At 67.7% G+C, this 15,954-nt stretch carries 10 protein-coding genes and 1 pseudogene; 6 read left to right on the top strand and 5 right to left on the bottom strand.

The genetic code is table 11. The features are described from left to right. The first annotated feature begins 15 nt into the window (after positions 1-15). On the top strand, positions 16-2,037 hold the full coding sequence (locus tag ACHMW8_RS03545) for a methylmalonyl-CoA mutase family protein (protein ID WP_395445888.1): 2,022 nt from the start codon (positions 16-18) through the stop codon (positions 2,035-2,037). Here ACHMW8_RS03545 and ACHMW8_RS03540 read toward each other — a convergent pair. Beyond that, positions 2,034-3,416 carry an MFS transporter gene (locus ACHMW8_RS03540; RefSeq protein ID WP_395444767.1) on the bottom strand — a complete coding sequence of 461 codons (1,383 nt, stop codon included), beginning with the start codon at positions 3,414-3,416 and terminating at the stop codon, positions 2,034-2,036. The two genes, ACHMW8_RS03545 and ACHMW8_RS03540, sit on opposite strands and share 4 nt — an antisense overlap. Before the next feature lie 125 nt (positions 3,417-3,541). On the opposite strand from ACHMW8_RS03540, the gene ACHMW8_RS03535 reads away from it, so the two are divergent. Continuing rightward, positions 3,542-4,294 carry an extensin family protein gene (locus tag ACHMW8_RS03535; RefSeq protein WP_395444766.1) on the top strand — a complete coding sequence of 251 codons (753 nt, stop codon included), beginning with the start codon at positions 3,542-3,544 and terminating at the stop codon, positions 4,292-4,294. A gap of 7 nt (positions 4,295-4,301) precedes the next feature. On the opposite strand, the gene ACHMW8_RS03530 is transcribed toward ACHMW8_RS03535, so the two are convergent. Further along, positions 4,302-4,784 carry an SRPBCC family protein gene (locus ACHMW8_RS03530; RefSeq protein WP_125155363.1) on the bottom strand — a complete coding sequence of 161 codons (483 nt, stop codon included), beginning with the start codon at positions 4,782-4,784 and terminating at the stop codon, positions 4,302-4,304. A gap of 203 nt (positions 4,785-4,987) precedes the next feature. Between ACHMW8_RS03530 and ACHMW8_RS03525 the strand changes: the two genes are divergently transcribed. From ACHMW8_RS03525 to ACHMW8_RS03515, 3 genes and pseudogenes are all read left to right on the top strand, one after another. After that, entirely contained in the window at positions 4,988-5,908 is a 921-nt protein-coding gene (locus ACHMW8_RS03525; protein WP_395444765.1) for an alpha/beta fold hydrolase, read from the top strand. Between the two features lie 125 nt (positions 5,909-6,033). Next, positions 6,034-6,798 carry an SDR family oxidoreductase gene (locus tag ACHMW8_RS03520; protein ID WP_395444764.1) on the top strand — a complete coding sequence of 255 codons (765 nt, stop codon included), beginning with the start codon at positions 6,034-6,036 and terminating at the stop codon, positions 6,796-6,798. Positions 6,799-6,895: 97 nt separating this feature from the next. Beyond that, positions 6,896-9,452: pseudogene (locus tag ACHMW8_RS03515) on the top strand (response regulator). A 21-nt stretch (positions 9,453-9,473) separates the two neighbouring features. Here the strand turns inward: ACHMW8_RS03515 and ACHMW8_RS03510 are convergent. Further along, complete coding sequence (locus ACHMW8_RS03510; RefSeq protein WP_395444763.1) at positions 9,474-10,634, bottom strand: aminotransferase; 1,161 nt, start codon at positions 10,632-10,634, stop codon at positions 9,474-9,476. 86 nt (positions 10,635-10,720) lie between these two features. Between ACHMW8_RS03510 and ACHMW8_RS03505 the strand changes: the two genes are divergently transcribed. Further along, positions 10,721-10,966 (top strand): GlsB/YeaQ/YmgE family stress response membrane protein, encoded by a 246-nt coding sequence (locus ACHMW8_RS03505; RefSeq protein WP_125155368.1) that lies wholly within the window; start codon positions 10,721-10,723, stop codon positions 10,964-10,966. 6 nt (positions 10,967-10,972) lie between these two features. On the opposite strand, the gene ACHMW8_RS03500 is transcribed toward ACHMW8_RS03505, so the two are convergent. Together ACHMW8_RS03500 and typA are read right to left on the bottom strand one after the other, a co-directional pair. Beyond that, a complete protein-coding gene (locus tag ACHMW8_RS03500) occupies positions 10,973-13,390 on the bottom strand; it encodes a putative bifunctional diguanylate cyclase/phosphodiesterase (protein ID WP_395444762.1) in 2,418 nt (805 codons plus the stop codon). Positions 13,391-13,744: 354 nt separating this feature from the next. Continuing rightward, positions 13,745-15,580, bottom strand: coding sequence for a translational GTPase TypA (gene typA / locus ACHMW8_RS03495; protein WP_125155370.1), 1,836 nt, complete (start codon positions 15,578-15,580; stop codon positions 13,745-13,747). Positions 15,581-15,954 lie beyond the last annotated feature (374 nt).

The raw sequence follows: 15,954 nt of genomic DNA, 5'->3' as shown, positions 1-15,954 counted from the left end.
TCATGATCGCTGGTAATCAAGAACGATAAGCGCCCCGGGAGCCCGCCATGTCCTCGAACGCCGTACCAGCACGCGCCCGATCCGCCGTGGATCTTCCGCACCTATGCCGGACACTCGACGGCGGAGAAGTCGAACGCGCTCTATCGGAGCAATCTGGCGCGCGGCCAGACGGGCCTTTCGGTGGCCTTCGACCTGCCCACCCAGACCGGCTACGACCCCGACCACATCCTGGCGCGCGGCGAGGTCGGCAAGGTGGGCGTGCCGATCAGCCACCTGGGCGACATGCGCCAGCTCTTCAGCGAGATCCCGCTGGAGAAGATGAACACCTCCATGACCATCAACGCGCCAGCCGCCTGGCTGCTGGCGATGTATGTCGCCCTGGCCGACGAGCAGGGAGCGGATCGGGCGTTGTTGCAAGGCACGACGCAGAATGATCTGATCAAGGAATATCTGTCGCGCGGCACCTACATCTTCCCGCCGGGACCCTCCCTGCGGCTGATCGGCGACATGATCGCCTGGTGCTATCGCGAGGTTCCCAAGTGGAACCCGATGAACGTCTGCAGCTACCACCTGCAGGAGGCGGGCGCGACGCCGGAGCAGGAGCTGGCCTTCGCCCTGGCCACGGCCATCTCGGTGCTCGACACCGTCAAGGCCGGCGGCCAGGTGCCGGACGAGGACTTCGAGATCGTCGCCTCGCGCATCAGCTTCTTCGTCAACGCCGGGGTGCGGTTCGTCACCGAGCTGTGCAAGATGCGCAGCTTCACCAAGCTTTGGGACCAGATCCTGCTGGAGCGCTATGGCGTGCAGGACAAGAAGGCCCGCCGCTTCCGCTACGGGGTGCAGGTCAACAGCCTGGGCCTGACCGAGCAGCAGCCCGAGAACAACGTCTACCGCATCCTGATCGAGGCCCTGGCGGTCACGCTCAGCAAGGACGCCCGTTGCCGGGCTCTGCAGCTGCCGGCCTGGAACGAGGCGCTGGGCCTGCCGCGGCCGTGGGACCAGCAGTGGTCGCTGCGCCTCCAGCAGGTCTTGGCCTACGAGACCGACCTTCTGGAATACGAGGACCTGTTCGACGGCTCGCACGTGGTCGAGGCCAAGGTCGCCGACCTCTCGAAGGGGGCGCTGGAGCAACTGGCGCTGATCGATGCGATGGGCGGGGCGCAGAACACGATCGACTACATGAAGACCGAGCTGGTCGGCTCCAACGCCAAGCGGGTGCGCTCGGTCGAGACCGGCGACCTGACCGTCGTGGGCGTCAACCGCTGGACGGACACCGAGGTTTCGCCGCTGTCGGCCGGGGAGGGCTCGATCGAGACGGTCGATCCGCGCCTGGAGGCCGATGTGGTCGCCCGCCTCAAGGCCTGGCGCGAGGCCCGCGACGACGGCGCCGTGCAAGCGGCGCTGGCCGACCTGCAGGCCGCCGCTCGCGAAGGCCGCAATGTCATGGAGCCCTCGATCGTCGCCGCCAAGGCCGGCGTCACCACCGGCGAGTGGGCCGGGGCCCTGCGCGCGGTGTTCGGCGAATATCGCGGCCCGACCGGCGTGGCGGTGGTCGTCTCCACCGGCGAGGCCGAGGACGTCGAAGCGGTGAAGGCCGAGGTCGAGCGCGTCTCCAAGGTGCTGGGCCGCACGCTCACCTACCTGGTCGGCAAGCCGGGCCTGGACGGCCACTCCAACGGCGCCGAGCAGATCGCCACCCGCGCCCGCGCCTGCGGCATGGAGGTGGTCTATGACGGGATCCGCTCCACGCCCGAAGAGATCGTCCGCCGCGCCAAGGAAAGCCGCGCTCACGTGGTGGGCCTGTCGATCCTGTCGGGCTCGCACCTGGACCTGGTGCAGGAGGTCATCCGCGTGATGCGCGCCGAGGGCCTGGGCGATATCCCCGTCGTGATCGGCGGCATCATCCCCGACGCCGACGCCCTGATCCTCAAGCAGATGGGCGTGGCGCGGATCTACACGCCCAAGGACTTCAAGATCACCGAGATCATGGGCGATGTGGTGCAGTTGGTCGAGGCGACCGCGCTGGAGCGGGCTTAAGCTCGCCCCAGCCGCCAGGCCGCGACGAACCCCAGCACGGCCAGCGGCAGGAACGCGCCGAACAGCAACGGGCCGTTGGTCGGGGCCAGAGCCAGATCGACGCCGTGGCTGAAGCCCAGGACGTTGGCGATGGCGCCCGCGCCGGCCGAGCCGGCGGCGCCGCCGATCAGCTGGGCGGTGGGAACGGCCCCGGAGGCCATGGCCTGTTCCTCGGCGGGCACGGCCGCAATGGCGCGGCGGGCGATGAAGGCGTGGCAGAGGCCAAAGCCGGCGCCAAGAACGCAAAAGGCGGCGGCGATTTCCATCAAGGTTCCGCGCGGCACGGCCCAGGCCGAGAGGGCGGCGCCCAGCAGAATCACCCCGGCCCCGATACGGACAAGGCGACCGTCTTTCTCGGCCGGCGTGTGGCCGACCAGCATGGCGCAGAGCGTCCAGCCGGCCGCGATCGCGCCGGTGACATAGCCCGCCGTCAGGGGCGAGGCGTGATGGACCGCCTGGATGAAGGCCGGGCCATAGACGGTGAAGCCGATCACGGCCGCCTCGCAGGCGAAGATGGTCAGCAGGCCCAGGCCCGTGGCGGTGCGCAGGTCCGCCGCCGTGCGGGGCAGCAGGCGGTCGTGGGTTCTGGCGTTGGCGGCCAGCATGGCGGCCATGCCGATCACGCCGCCGATCGCCAGGCCGATCGCCCATCGCGGCGAGGCCACGACGCCCGCCGCGCCGATCAGGCTGACGCCGACGACCAGCAGGAAGAGCTGCAGGCTGGGAACCCGGCTCTGACCCCCTTTGGGGCCGTTCTTGTCGGCGGGCAGCATGACCATCACCGCGCCGACGAAGATGATTGCCTGGACCACGAACAGCCAGAACGCTCCACGCCAGAAGCCGGCGGCGGCGAACAGGCCGCCCAGCAGCGGGCCCAGCAGGGTCGCCGCGCCCCAGATTCCCGCCACGGCGCCATAGACGCGCGGCCACAGGCTTTCGGGGAACAGGGCCGTGATGGCGACGTAGCAGAGGGCCACGACCGCGCCCGCGCCCAGGCCTTGGATCAGGCGCCCCAGGATGAAGGTGACGAACTCCGGCGCCACGGCGCTCATCGCGCAGCCGATAGCGTAGACGAGGCCCGTCAAGGCCGTCGCGGTGCGCAGGCCCAGGGCCATGGAGAGCTTGCCCGAGCAGGCCCCGGCGACGATCGAGCCGGTCAGATAGGCCGCCACCGACCAGCCGAAATAGGCGTAGCCGCCGATGTCGCGGGCGACGCTGGGCATGATCGTCGCCGTCACCAGGGTGTCGGCGGCGTTCAGCCAGATGCCCAGGCACAGCAGGGCGAAGCGCGGCGCCAGGGTCTTGTCGACCAGGCGCCCGGAAGAGGCGGACGTGTTCATGCCGCGCACATGACCTTTTTCCGCGTCGTAGCCAAGCCCGGGGAACCTCGACGGTTGAACCCGTCGCCTGGGTCGTGCTTGGTGACCGGCGTTAACCGTTTCCTCCGAGGCGCTTCCCCCGTTCCATGCGCTACCGCGTTCCGCACAATCCGCGCATCGAGCACGAGGTCCGTCATCGGGCGCGCCTGGCCCGCTACGCCGGCCTCGTCATCCTCTGGCTGATCGTGCTGCTGATGGTTTTCGTGGCCGAGCGGAAGGTCCCCGACCAGCACCTGCCTTGGAAGCCGCTCAGCGTCGTCGATCCCGTGGGCCTGGCCACCCGGGTCAAGGCTGCGCGGGCCGGGGCCGATCCCAAGCTGTGTCGCGCAATCATGGCCAAGGCCGGGGTCGTCTATGTCGAGGTTCCGGAGCGCGCGGAGGGCGAGTTCTGCGAACTACGCGATGCGGTGCAACTGCGGTCGGGCCTGGCCAGGCTGGAGCCGGCCGAGGCGCCGCTGGCCTGCAAGGAGGCCCTGGCCCTGACCATCTGGGAGCGCCAGGTGGTGCAGCCGGCCGCCGACGAATTGCTGGGCCAGGGCGTGGCGGGCATCGAGCACTATGGCAGCTATGCCTGCCGGCGGATGTACGGCCAGAAGGACGGGCCGGTCAGCGAGCACGCCCGCGCCGACGCCATCGACATCGCCGGCTTCCGGCTGACCGACGGTCAGGTCGTCAGCGTGGCGTCGGACTGGACCGATCCGGGTCCGCGCGGCCAGTTCCTCCGGCGCGTGCGCGACGGCGCCTGCCGGGTCTTCCTGACCACGCTGAGCCCGGACTACAACGCCGAGCACCGCGATCACTTCCATCTGGACATGAGCGGTTGGTCGAAGTGTTCGTGAGGGAACGTCAGAGCGTCGCCGCCAGCGCCGCCAGCTGATCCGCCACGATCCCCCAGCCCTCGTGGAAGCCCATCTGCTCGTGGGCGGCCTTGTCCTCGGCGGTCCAGTGGCGAACCACGGCGCGATAGCGGGTCTTGCCGTCGCCCAGATCCTCGAAGGTGATAATGCCGACCATGAACGGCTTGGCCGAGGGCTTCCAGGTCTCGGTGAAGGCGTCGGTGAAGACGATCTTCTCGTTGGGGATCACTTCCAGATAGACGCCCGGCTGCGGCGCGACCTCGCCGTTCGGCCCGTTCATTTCCAGATATGTGTCGCCGCCGGTGCGGACATCCATGCGGACATTGGAGACCGTCCAGGGTTTGGGGCAGAACCACTTCGGCATCAGCTCCGGCGTGGTCCAGCATTTGTAGAGCTTCTCGCGCGGCGCATCGATAATCCGCTCAAGGACGAGTTCGCGATCGGAAGGGAAGTCGGCGGTGTCGAGCGGCATCGAGCGTCTCCTGTGTCTTGGCGTTCTCGCCCCAAGGACGGCCAGGATCCAGGCGTCCCGACATCCGGCCTGAAAAATTCCAAAGAACGCCGTTCCGTGATTGAATTCGCCAAATTCCGGCGGCTCCAGCACAGAGGCGCGGGGCCGAAAGACGGATGGTCGCTGTCAACGGTCGGACGGTCCGACCCGCCAAGGATAAGACCATGACCCGCAAGCTCGCCGGCGCGCTCGCCGCCCTGACCGCCTCGACCCTGTTCGCCACGACCTCGGCCCACGCGGTCGAGCCGTTCCCCGCCGGCTTCAAGGCCAGCGACATCGCCGCCAACGGCACGACCCTGCACGTCCGTGTCGGCGGGACGGGTCCGGCGGTGGTGCTGCTGCACGGCTTCGCCGACACCGGCGACATGTGGGCTCCGGCGGCCAAGGAACTGGCCAAGACCCATACCGTGATCGTGCCCGATCTGCGCGGCATGGGCCTGTCAGCCCATCCAGAAGGCGGCTACGACAAGAAGACGCAAGGCGAAGACATCGCCGCGGTGATGGACGTCCTGAAGGTCCAGAAGGCTCAGCTGGTCACCCACGACATCGGCAACATGGTCGGCTACGCCCTGGCCGCTGAGCATCCCGACCGCATCACCAAATGGGTGGTGATCGACGCCCCGCTGCCGGGCGTCGGGCCCTGGGAGGAAATCCTGAAGCTGCCGATGCTGTGGCACTTCAACTTCCGCGGCCCGGACATGGAGCGCCTGGTCGCTGGCCGCGAGCGCATCTATCTGGACCGCTTCTACAACGAGCTGTCGTTCAAGCCCGCCGCGATCACCGAAGAGACCCGCCAGCACTACGCGGCGCTCTACGCCCGCCCCGGCGCGATGCACTCGGCCTTTGAGCAGTTCAAGGCCTTCACCCAGGACGCGGTCGACAACAAGGCCTTCGCCGCCAAGGGCAAGCTGCCCATGCCGGTGCTGGCGGTCGGCGCCGACCACTCCTTCGGCGAGCGCCAGGCCGAGGTGCTGCGCTTCGTGGCCAGCGACGTAACGGCCAAGGTGCTGCCCGACTCCGGACACTGGGTGATGGAGGAGCAACCCGCCGCGACCACGGCGATCATCACGGGGTTCCTGGACTAGGATCCTCCGTCCCCCGTCATCCCGACCGCAGCGCCGCCGAGGGCCGGGATGACGGGAGTGCTTGACCCACCGCCGCCTTGCCGCCAGTTTGAGGGAAAATTCAAACAAACGTTTAGGGCGGCGCCATGAACCTCTTCGACCTGACCGGCAAGGTGGCGATCATCACCGGATCCTCGCGGGGCATCGGCAAGGCGATCGCCGAGCGGATGGCCGAGCACGGCGCCAAGGTGGTCATTTCCTCGCGCAAGCTGGAACCGTGCGAGGCCGTCGCCGCCGATCTCAACGCCCGATACGGACCGGGGACGGCCATCGCGGTCCCGGCCAATATCGCCTCGAAGGAGGATCTCCAGCACCTCGTCGACCAGACTCGCAAGGTCTTCGGACAGGTCGACATCTGCGTCTGCAATGCCGCCAGCAATCCCTACTACGGGCCGCTGGCCGGGATCAGCGACGACCAGTTCCGCAAGATTCTGGACAACAACATCATCAGCAACCACTGGCTGATCGGCATGGTCGCGCCGGAGATGCGCGAGCGGAAGGACGGCGCGATCATCATTGTCTCGTCGATCGGCGGTCTGCGCGGCAACGCCATCATCGGGGCCTACAACATCTCCAAGGCCGCGGACTTTCAATTGGCGCGCAACCTGGCTCACGAGTTCGGGCCGGACAACGTGCGGGTCAACTGCATCGCGCCGGGTCTGATCAAGACCGATTTCGCCCGGGCCCTGTGGGAGAATCCCGAGACCCTGAAGCGCGCGACCACGGCCGTGCCGCTGCGCCGGATCGGCGAGCCGGACGAACTGGCCGGGGCGGCGGTCTATCTCGCCTCAAAGGCCGGCAGCTTCATGACGGGGCAGGCGCTGGTGGTGGATGGCGGCGCGACCATTTGAGCCGTTCGAACCCGAAGTCGCTCAATGCCGGCGATAAGCTTAACTGGTCCTACATCTATCCCCTCGAAGGGTGACTGCAGTCTCCAGGAAACCGGACTTGCGGCGCCTTCTCGTCCTTCTCGCCTTGATTGGGTCGTTCACGGCCGGCGCCGCTGAGGCGCAGGGCGACGCCCAGCCTTTGGCCCAGCGGTTGGATGAGCTGGCTCAGGAAATAGGCGCGCACGAGGTTCGCAACCCTCCGCGCGACAACGAGGATATCGAACGCGCCGGCCGCCGCGTCCTGCGCGATCACGGTCAGGCCCGGCTCTATGGCCTGTGGCGCGTTCTCTACGCCTACAAGAGCAATCAGATCGAAGGCCGGTTCGACGCCTGGGTCAAGCTGGCCCGCGAGGCCGCCGCGCGCGATCACGACACCCAGCTCGCCACCCTGGTCGAGCTGGAGGCCCTGGCCTATCGCCACGAGACGCACGGCTTCCGCGCCTTCACCGACGGCGACTGGCGCAAGTATCTGAGTGGATCGGGTCCCGACATCCGCGTGATGGCCGGGATCGAGCGCGTGCGGCACCTGGGGCAGACCGGCCGCTGGGCGGAGGCCGCCCGGCTGGCCGCCGACCTGCAGGTCGATATCGAACGGCGCGGCCGTATCGCCGAGCCTGTGCTGGCCGAATTGCATCAGGTGCACAGCTACACGCTGTCGGACATCGGCGACAAGGAAGGCGCCTTGGACCACATGGCCCAGGCCGTGCGGCTGGACGAACGCGACTCCTTCCACGTCCGCAAGATCGAGCGGATCTACGACATCGCCTACACCGCCGCCGACCTGGGCGAGCTGGGCGCGGCCCAGCGCATGGCCGACCTGCACCACCGCATGGTCGTGGCCGACGGCGACAAGGATCTTCTGACCTGGGACCAGCACCTGTGCGCCCGCATCGCTCTGATGCTGAACCAGCCGCGCAAGGTGCTGGCGTGCCTGAGCGGCGCCCGGGCAGAGCTCGACAACCCCAGTCGCCGGCTTCAAGTCATCATGCTGGGCCAGCGCGCCCAGGCTCTGGCCCAGCTGGGCATGGCCGTTCGAGGCCCGCGCCGACCTGGAGCGGCTGAAAACCATTCCCACCGTGCTGACCCAGCGCGACCCGGGCGCCGAGGCGCTGGTCCAGGCCTATATCGACCAGGCGGAAGGCCGCAGCGACCTGGCTTTCCGCGAGTTGGACGCCTGGCGGCGGGCCAATAGCGCTGAGACCGAGAAGGCCCACGCGCGCAGCGTGACCGAGTTATCCTCCGCCCTCGACAGCGAACTGCGCGCCAAGCGCGACGAGAGCCGCCGCCTGACCGAGGAGGTGCGGCTCAGCCGCAGCCTGGCGCGGGCGTCGGTTGTCATCGCGCTCTTGCTCGGCGTGCTGGTCGCCGGGGGCATCGCCTGGGCCCTCCACCAGCGTCGCGCCTCCCGCCGCCTGAAGGGCGCCCAGGAGCACGCGGAAGCCGCCAGCAAGGCCAAGTCGGCCTTCCTGGCGGTCATGAGTCACGAGCTGCGTACGCCGCTGAACGGGATGCTGGGCCTGACCCAAGCCTTGCGCGCCGGGACCCTGACGCCGGAGCAACGCGAGCAGGTCGACCTGATCATGGACAGCGGCGACACGCTGCTGGTCCTGCTGAACGATATTCTCGACCTCTCCAAGATCGAGGCCGGCAAGCTGGAGATCGCCCCCACGGTTGGCGATCTGGTCCAGACCTGCGCCCGTCTGGTCGGCGGCTACCAGCCGACGGCGCGCGAAAAGGGCGTGCTGCTGACCTTCAAGGTGGAGAGCGAGGCGCCCGGGCCGCTGATGTTCGACGGGGTGCGGGTGCGCCAGTGTCTGACCAACCTGGTCTCCAACGCGCTGAAGTTCACGACCACGGGCAAGGTCGAGGTGGCCCTGGCCTGCTATCCGGAAGAGGAGGGGCGGGTTCGCGTGCGCCTGCGGGTGTCCGACACGGGCATCGGCATGACCGAGTCCACGGTCGCCAAGCTGTTCCTCCCCTTCACCCAGGCCGACGCCTCGACCACCCGCAACTTCGGCGGCACGGGCCTTGGCCTGAACATCACCCGTCGGCTGGTCGAGATGATGCGCGGCGAGATCCGCGTCGAAAGCGAAGAGGGACGAGGTTCGGTCTTCACCATCGAGATGCTGGTCGACGCGGCCGACGCCTCCGAACTGCCGGCCAGCCAGGCCGAGGCTGGCGAGGACAATGTCCGGTTCGCCGCCCTGCATGGCCGCCGCGTGCTGGTGGTCGACGACCATCCGGTCAACCGCCGCGTCATTCGCCTCTTCCTCGAGCCGTTCGAGTGCGAGCTGGTCGAGGCCCAGAACGGCCAGGAGGCGTTGGACGTGTTGGAGCGCGAGCCGGTCGACCTCGTCCTGATGGACGTCAACATGCCGGTGATGGACGGGCTTGAGGCCACGCGTCGGCTGCGCGCGGATTCGCGTTTGGCGCGGCTGCCGGTGATCGCGCTGACGGCCGACGTGATGTCGGCGCAGATCAAGACGTGCCTGGAGGCGGGCTGCGACGCGCACGTCGCCAAGCCGATCGACCTGCGGAACTTGCTGTCGGTGATGGACACGTGCCTGGCGCGCGGTGTGGCGCGCGAGGTGATGGCGGGACTGAGCGCGCTGTAGCCTCTGGCTGATAAGCTCTGGCTAGCTGAAAGAAGCCCGAGCTCTCGCCAGCCGCTCCACCGCCGCGTCCAGAGTCGCGTCCGCCTTGGCGAAGCATAGCCGCACCACGTTGCGCACAGGGTCCTCGGCGAAGAACGCCGACACCGGGATCGCCGCCACGCCAAACTCGACGACCGTCCGCTCACAGAAGGTCACGTCATCGACCGGAATCCCCGACGCCGTCAGGTCGACGTTGAGGAAGTACGTCCCCTGGCTCTCCAGCACGACATAGCCGGCCGCGCGCAGGCCGGCGGTCAGGCGGTCGCGGGAGCGCTGCATCTCGACAGGCATCTCGTCGAACCAGGCGCGGTGGTTGTCGAGGCCCCACGCCACGCCGACCTGCAGGTTCGGCGGCGTGGTGAAGGTCAGGAACTGGTGCGCCGCCGCCAGGGCCCTGGTCAGGGCGGGGGCGGCCATCAGGAAGCCGACCTTCCAGCCGGTCATGCCGAACAGCTTGCCGGCCGAGCCGATCTTCACCGTCCGCTCGCGCATCCCCGGGAAGGTCATCAGCGGTCGATGCTCGCGGCCGTCGAACACGACCGCCTCCCAGACCTCGTCGCACACCGCGATCGCGCCGTGCTTGACGCAGAACTCGGCCAGCAAGGCCAGGTCCTCGTCGGGCGTGACGATCCCGGCCGGGTTCAACGGGCTGTTCAGCACCACCATCCGGGTCTTTTCGCTGAACGCCGCCTCCAGCATTGCCCTGTCGAACCGCCAGTGCGGCGGGGCCAGACGGACGAGGCGGGGGATTCCGCCCGCGCGGCGGACCAGAGGCAGGTAGGCGTCGTACAGCGGTTGGAACAGCACGACCTCGTCGCCGGGCGAGATCAGGGCCGTGAACGCCGCCGCCAGGGCCTCGGTGGCGCCGGAGGTGATGACGATCTCCGTAGCCGGATCAAGCCGCAGGTCCTGAGCCCGGCCATAGTGCCCGGCCACCGCGGCGCGCAGCTCCGGCAGGCCGCGCATCGGCGGATACTGGTTGGAGCCCTCGATCAGCGCCCGCGCCGCCGCTTCGCGGACGGGCAGGGGGCCCTGATCGTCGGGAAAGCCCTGGCCCAGATTGATGGCGCCGTGCTGGCGGGCCAGGCCGCTCATCCGCTCGAAGATCGTGGTGGGCAGGTTGTCGAATACGGGATGGACCATGCCCTTGCCTAACACGGCGCGGGAATTCTGAAACCCGGCGGCCGCTCGCGCATTCTCGTGGCTTAGCTTCCAGAGGAGGGCATCACATGCACGGCGTCGGTTTCATCGGAGCCATCATCATCGGCATCTTCGCCGGCTGGATCGCCGAGAAGATCATGAAGCGGGACCATGGCCTGCTGACCAACCTGATCGTCGGCCTAGTCGGCGCGCTGCTCGGCGCGTTCCTGGCCGGGATGCTGGGCATCCACTTCTGGGGCTGGGTCGGCAGCCTGGTGATTTCGACCCTGGGCGCGATCGTGCTTCTGTGGATCCTGGGGTTGGTGAAGAAGTAGGGGCGACTAACCGAGCGCCGCTTCTTCTTCCGCGCCATCGTCCTCGCCTTCCCGACGCATCTGTCGCGCCAGGTTCGACAGCAGGAAGCTCGGGATGTCGCCCACCGGCATCGGCCGCCCGTACAGGAAGCCCTGGAAGGTGTCGCAGCGCATGTCGGACAGCAGCCGCGCCTGGGCGGCGGTCTCGACGCCTTCCGCGGTGACTTCCAGGTTCAGGGTCTGGCCCAGGAGGGCGATGGTGCGCAGGATGTCGGCGATGGCCGTGTTGTCCTGCATCTCCGCCACGAACGACCGGTCGATCTTGATCTTGTCGAACGGGAAGCGCCACAGATAGGCTAGGCTGGAATAGCCGGTGCCGAAGTCGTCCATGGCGATCTTGACGCCCAGGGCCTTCAGGGCGGCCAGCTGTTCCAGGGTCTTGGCGCTGTCGTGCAGCAGCAGGCCCTCGGTGATTTCCAGTTCCAGGCGGCCCGGCGCCAGGCCCGAACCGGCGAGAGCCGCCTTGACCTGGGCGACCAGCTCGCCGGACGCGAACTGGTTGGGCGAGAGGTTGACGGCGACGGTCAGATGCGGGGGCCAGCCGGCGGCGGTGCGGCAGGCCTCGTGCAGCACCCACTCGCCGATCTTGCCGATCAGGCCCCATTGCTCGGCGCACTCGATGAAGTCGGCCGGCGGCACCAGGCCCCGGCGCGGATGCTGCCAGCGCAACAAGGCCTCGAAGCCCGTGGTCTCGTGCTCATGAGCGCCGATCAGAGGCTGGAAGAACAGCTTGAGCTCGTTTTTGGCCAGGGCGTCGCGCAGGTCCAGCTCCAGCGCCCGGCGCTCCTGGGCCCAGACGTCCATGGCGGTCTCGAAGAAGCGATAGGCTCCGCGTCCGTCGCCCTTCGCGCGGTAGAGAGCCAGGTCCGCGTTCTTCAGAAGGCCGTCCGGATCGTCGGCGTCGAATGGCGCGACGGCGATGCCGACGCTGGCGCCGATCAGCACGTTGTGGCCGCGGACGTCGTAGGGATCCGAGAGCGTGTCGACGACGGCCATGGCCAGGGCGCCCAGCGCCTCCGCGCCCGGCGAGGGGGCGATGACCACGGCGAACTCGTCGCCGCCGAGCCGTGAGACCAGACCCTGGGCCCCGACACAGTCGCGCAGGCGCGCGGCGGCCTGGACCAGCAAGGCGTCGCCGATCGGGTGGCCCAGGCTGTCATTGACGCCCTTGAAATGGTCGAGGTCCAGGCACAGCACGGCGCAGCCCAGGCCGCTTCCGCCGTGGGCCTTGGGCTTGCCATGCTCGTTCCAGGCCTTGCCTAGGGCCTGCAGGAACGACAGGCGGTTGGGCAGTTGGGTCAGCACGTCGTAGTGGGCCAGGCGCGAGATGCGGGCCTGGTCCTCGCGGGCCTGGGTGATGTCGGCGCCCACGCCTCGGAAGCCGATGAAGGCGCCGTCCATGTCGAGCACGGGCTTGGCCGACAGCGACCACCAGTGGGTCTCCTCGCCGACGCCGATCGAGACGACCACGTCGCGGAAGGTTTTCTGTTCGGCGAACAGGGCCGAGAGGGAGGCGACCGGGCCGCTCGGGGCCTCGGCCGCGCCGCACAGCTCGGACATCGGCCGGCCGATCAGCGCGTCCTTGTCGGCGCCGGCCGCGGCGGCCATGCGGTCGGAGACATAGGTCATGGCCCCGGAAGCGTCGACCTCCCACAGCCAGTCGCTGGCGCCTTCCTCGAAGTCGCTGAGCAGCAGAGAGACAACCTGCCTCTGCTGTTCCAGCTCATCGGCGGCGACCAGGCGTTCGACGAAGATCTTGGCGTGCGACAGGCACGAGACGCTGACCACCAGGTGGCAGAAGATCAGCAGGCCGCCCAGGGCGTACAGAATCGGGTCGTGGCTCGTGGCCAGCGCCCACAGGGCGCCAATGACCATGGGGGTCGAATAGGCGATGGCGGCGGCTGGCAGGGTCAGCATGGCGAAGCCGCCACAGCCGATCATCCCGGCCAGGACCGAGGCGACCAGCATCGGCATGGCGCCCGAGAAGCCCTGAGCCTTGGGCATGGTCAGGACGGGCAGCACGCTCCACAGCAGACCCAGCAGGCCCGCCTGGATGACGATGCGGCGCGCGCCGCGCGCGGAAACCGCGGACTTGGCGCTCTTGAGGCGCCGGGCGGCGTACCAGCCGCGCAGGCCGAGCAGGGCGTAGCTCATCACCGTCGCCGCCCAGACTGTCAGGATGACACGGTGCGGCCCGGTCAGGCCGGCCAGATTGACCAGCAGGGCGATGACGATGTTGGCGCTCATCATCACCGGGGTCATGCGCAGAATGGACTGTACCTGCTCCATGCGTACGCGTCCGGCCATGGCCTCGGGCACGGCCGGGTTCACGCGCTCAGCGAGCGCGGCCAGGCCGCGGCCGATCATCGAACTGATGGCGCGCACGCGCTGTCCTCGTCTCAACTGGAGTGGAGATCTGCTGGGCCAACCATCCTTCGCCCGGGTAAACCTCCGGTTAAGTTCGTGATTTGGCGAAGCAAATCACGCGATGAAATCGAATGCATGGCTGTATTCGCGACCGGCTCGCCAGTTGACGCTCCGCTCCGTTCTTCCCGACGAAAGCTGGGGCCTAGATCTCGGAGCGCCGGGCCGACCGGCTTGGCGTGGTGTTTCTGGGACCGCCCCGGCGCTGCTCCGTCTGGAGTGGGCTTTCGCCCGGGAAAAGGGGAAGGGGCCGGGGCAAAGAAAAAGGCCGCCGTCCTTTCGAACAGCGGCCCAATTCTCGAAGGGTGAAGAATCCTACTCTTCCTTGACGCGACGCTTGCGGAACGACGGGTTCAGGATCTGCTTGCGCAGGCGGATGTTCTTCGGGGTCACCTCGACCAGCTCGTCTTCCTCGATATAGGCGATGGCCTGCTCGAGGGTCATGCGGCGCGGCGGGGTCAGGCGGATCGATTCGTCCTTGCCCGAGGCGCGGACGTTGGTCAGCTGCTTGGCCTTCATCGGGTTGACGTCGAGGTCGTCCTGACGGGCGTTCTCGCCGATGATCATGCCCAGATAGGTCTTCTCGCCGGCGCCGACGAACATCACGCCACGCTCTTCCAGGTTCCACAGCGCATAGGCCGCCGTCTCACCGTCCGAGTTGGAGATCAGCACGCCCTTGCGCTGCTGGTCGATCGCGCCCTTGTAGGGCTCATAGTGGCTGAACACGCGGTTCAGCACGCCCGAACCGCGCGTGTCGGTCAGGAACTCGCCCTGATAGCCGATCAGCGAGCGCGACGGAGCGACCAGCTGGATGCGGGTCTTGCCCGCGCCCGACGGGCCCATGTCCTTCAGCTCGGCCTTCCGCAGCGACAGCTTCTCGATGACGATGCCCGAGAACTCGTCGTCGACGTCGATCATGACGTCTTCCATCGGCTCCAGGCGCTTGCCGGTTTCCGGATCGGTCTGGAACACGACGCGCGGACGCGAGATCGAGACCTCGAAGCCTTCGCGGCGCATGTTCTCGATCAGGACGCCCAGCTGCAGTTCGCCGCGGCCGGCGACTTCATAGGCGTCGCCCTCGGCGGTCTCGGTGACCTTGATGGCCACGTTCGATTCGGCTTCCTTCAGCAGGCGGTCGCGGATGACGCGGCTTTGCACCTTGTCGCCTTCGCGGCCGGCCAGCGGGCTGTCGTTGACCGAGACGGTCATCGAAATGGTCGGCGGATCGATCGGTTGGGCCGGCAGGGCCTCGGTGACTTCCAGGGCGCACAGGGTGTCGGCGACGGTGGCCTTGGACATGCCGGCGATGGCGACGATGTCACCGGCCTCGGCGCCTTCATCGACCGGCGAACGCTTCAGGCCGCGGAAGGCCAGCACCTTGGTGATGCGGCCGCGCTCGATTTCCTTGCCGTTGCGGTCCAGGGCCTTGATGGCCATGCCCGGGACGGCCTTGCCGCTCTCGATGCGGCCGGTCAGCAGGCGGCCCAGGAACGGGTCGCTTTCGATCAGCACGTTCAGGATCTGGAACGGCTCGTCCTTCTTGGCGATCTGCTTCGGCTCCGGCACGTGGCGGACGATCAGGTCGAACAACGGGGCCAGGTTATCGTTGGGCACGTTCATGTCGAGCGTGGCCCAGCCGGCGCGCCCCGAGGCGTAGATGTGCGGGAAGTCCAGCTGCTCGTCCGTGGCGCCGATGGCGGCGAACAGGTCGAAGGCGGCGTTGTGGACGCGGTCCGGATCGGCATGGGCGCGATCGACCTTGTTGATGCAGAGGATCGGCTTCAGGCCCATCTTCAGCGCCTTGGTCAGCACGAACTTGGTCTGCGGCATGACGCCTTCCTCGGCGTCGACCAGCAGGACGCAGCCGTCCACCATGCCGAGGATCCGCTCGACTTCACCGCCGAAGTCGGCGTGGCCGGGCGTGTCGATGATGTTGATGCGGGTTTCGCCCGCTTCACCGTTCCACAGCACGCTGGTGCACTTGGCCAGAATGGTGATGCCGCGCTCACGCTCCTGGTCATTGGAGTCCATGGCGCGCTCGGTGGTGGCTTCATTGGCGCGGAAGACGCCCGACTGGGCCAGCAGCTGGTCGACGAGGGTGGTCTTGCCATGATCGACGTGCGCGATGATGGCGATATTTCGCATGGACATGGGAGCGGACGGACTTTCGGGAGGAATAGGAGATGACGCTGTGCGCGTCAGGCGCGCGGCTTTTACGCGACTGCGTCCGATTTATCCACCCCTGACGCTCGGAAAGACTTGTCGCAGGTAACCGGTGTCATCCGCAAAGCCTTATGAGCCTTGGGTTTGCGAGGTGTTCTCACTGGAGACCGTTTCAAACGCAACAAATTGTGCGCTGCAACATGCCTAAATTTAATGCACTTCCGAGTAGCGCCGTTCTGTGATCCTTACCCCACAACGGGTTGCGCGATACTCCTGTCAAAAAATCGACATTAACAGCGACTTTTTCACTTGCCTGTTTTTGCGCCGCACCCTATAAACATTCCTGTGAGGCGGCGCTGCCG

Origin of the sequence: Caulobacter sp. UC70_42, assembly GCF_044056025.1 — a bacterium.
Lineage (GTDB): Bacteria > Pseudomonadota > Alphaproteobacteria > Caulobacterales > Caulobacteraceae > Caulobacter.
This window is presented reverse-complemented; position numbering and strand designations above follow the sequence as displayed.

Excerpts from the sequence above, each read along its gene's own strand:
- ACHMW8_RS03535 (WP_395444766.1), top strand. The coding sequence starts at position 3,542 with ATGCGCTACCGCGTTCCGCACAATCCGCGCATCGAGCACGAGGTCCGT.
- ACHMW8_RS03540 (WP_395444767.1), bottom strand. The coding sequence starts at position 3,416 with ATGAACACGTCCGCCTCTTCCGGGCGCCTGGTCGACAAGACCCTGGCG.
- typA (WP_125155370.1), bottom strand. The coding sequence starts at position 15,580 with ATGTCCATGCGAAATATCGCCATCATCGCGCACGTCGATCATGGCAAG.
- ACHMW8_RS03510 (WP_395444763.1), bottom strand. The coding sequence starts at position 10,634 with ATGGTCCATCCCGTATTCGACAACCTGCCCACCACGATCTTCGAGCGG.
- ACHMW8_RS03525 (WP_395444765.1), top strand. The coding sequence starts at position 4,988 with ATGACCCGCAAGCTCGCCGGCGCGCTCGCCGCCCTGACCGCCTCGACC.
- ACHMW8_RS03520 (WP_395444764.1), top strand. The coding sequence starts at position 6,034 with ATGAACCTCTTCGACCTGACCGGCAAGGTGGCGATCATCACCGGATCC.
- ACHMW8_RS03505 (WP_125155368.1), top strand. The coding sequence starts at position 10,721 with ATGCACGGCGTCGGTTTCATCGGAGCCATCATCATCGGCATCTTCGCC.
- ACHMW8_RS03530 (WP_125155363.1), bottom strand. The coding sequence starts at position 4,784 with ATGCCGCTCGACACCGCCGACTTCCCTTCCGATCGCGAACTCGTCCTT.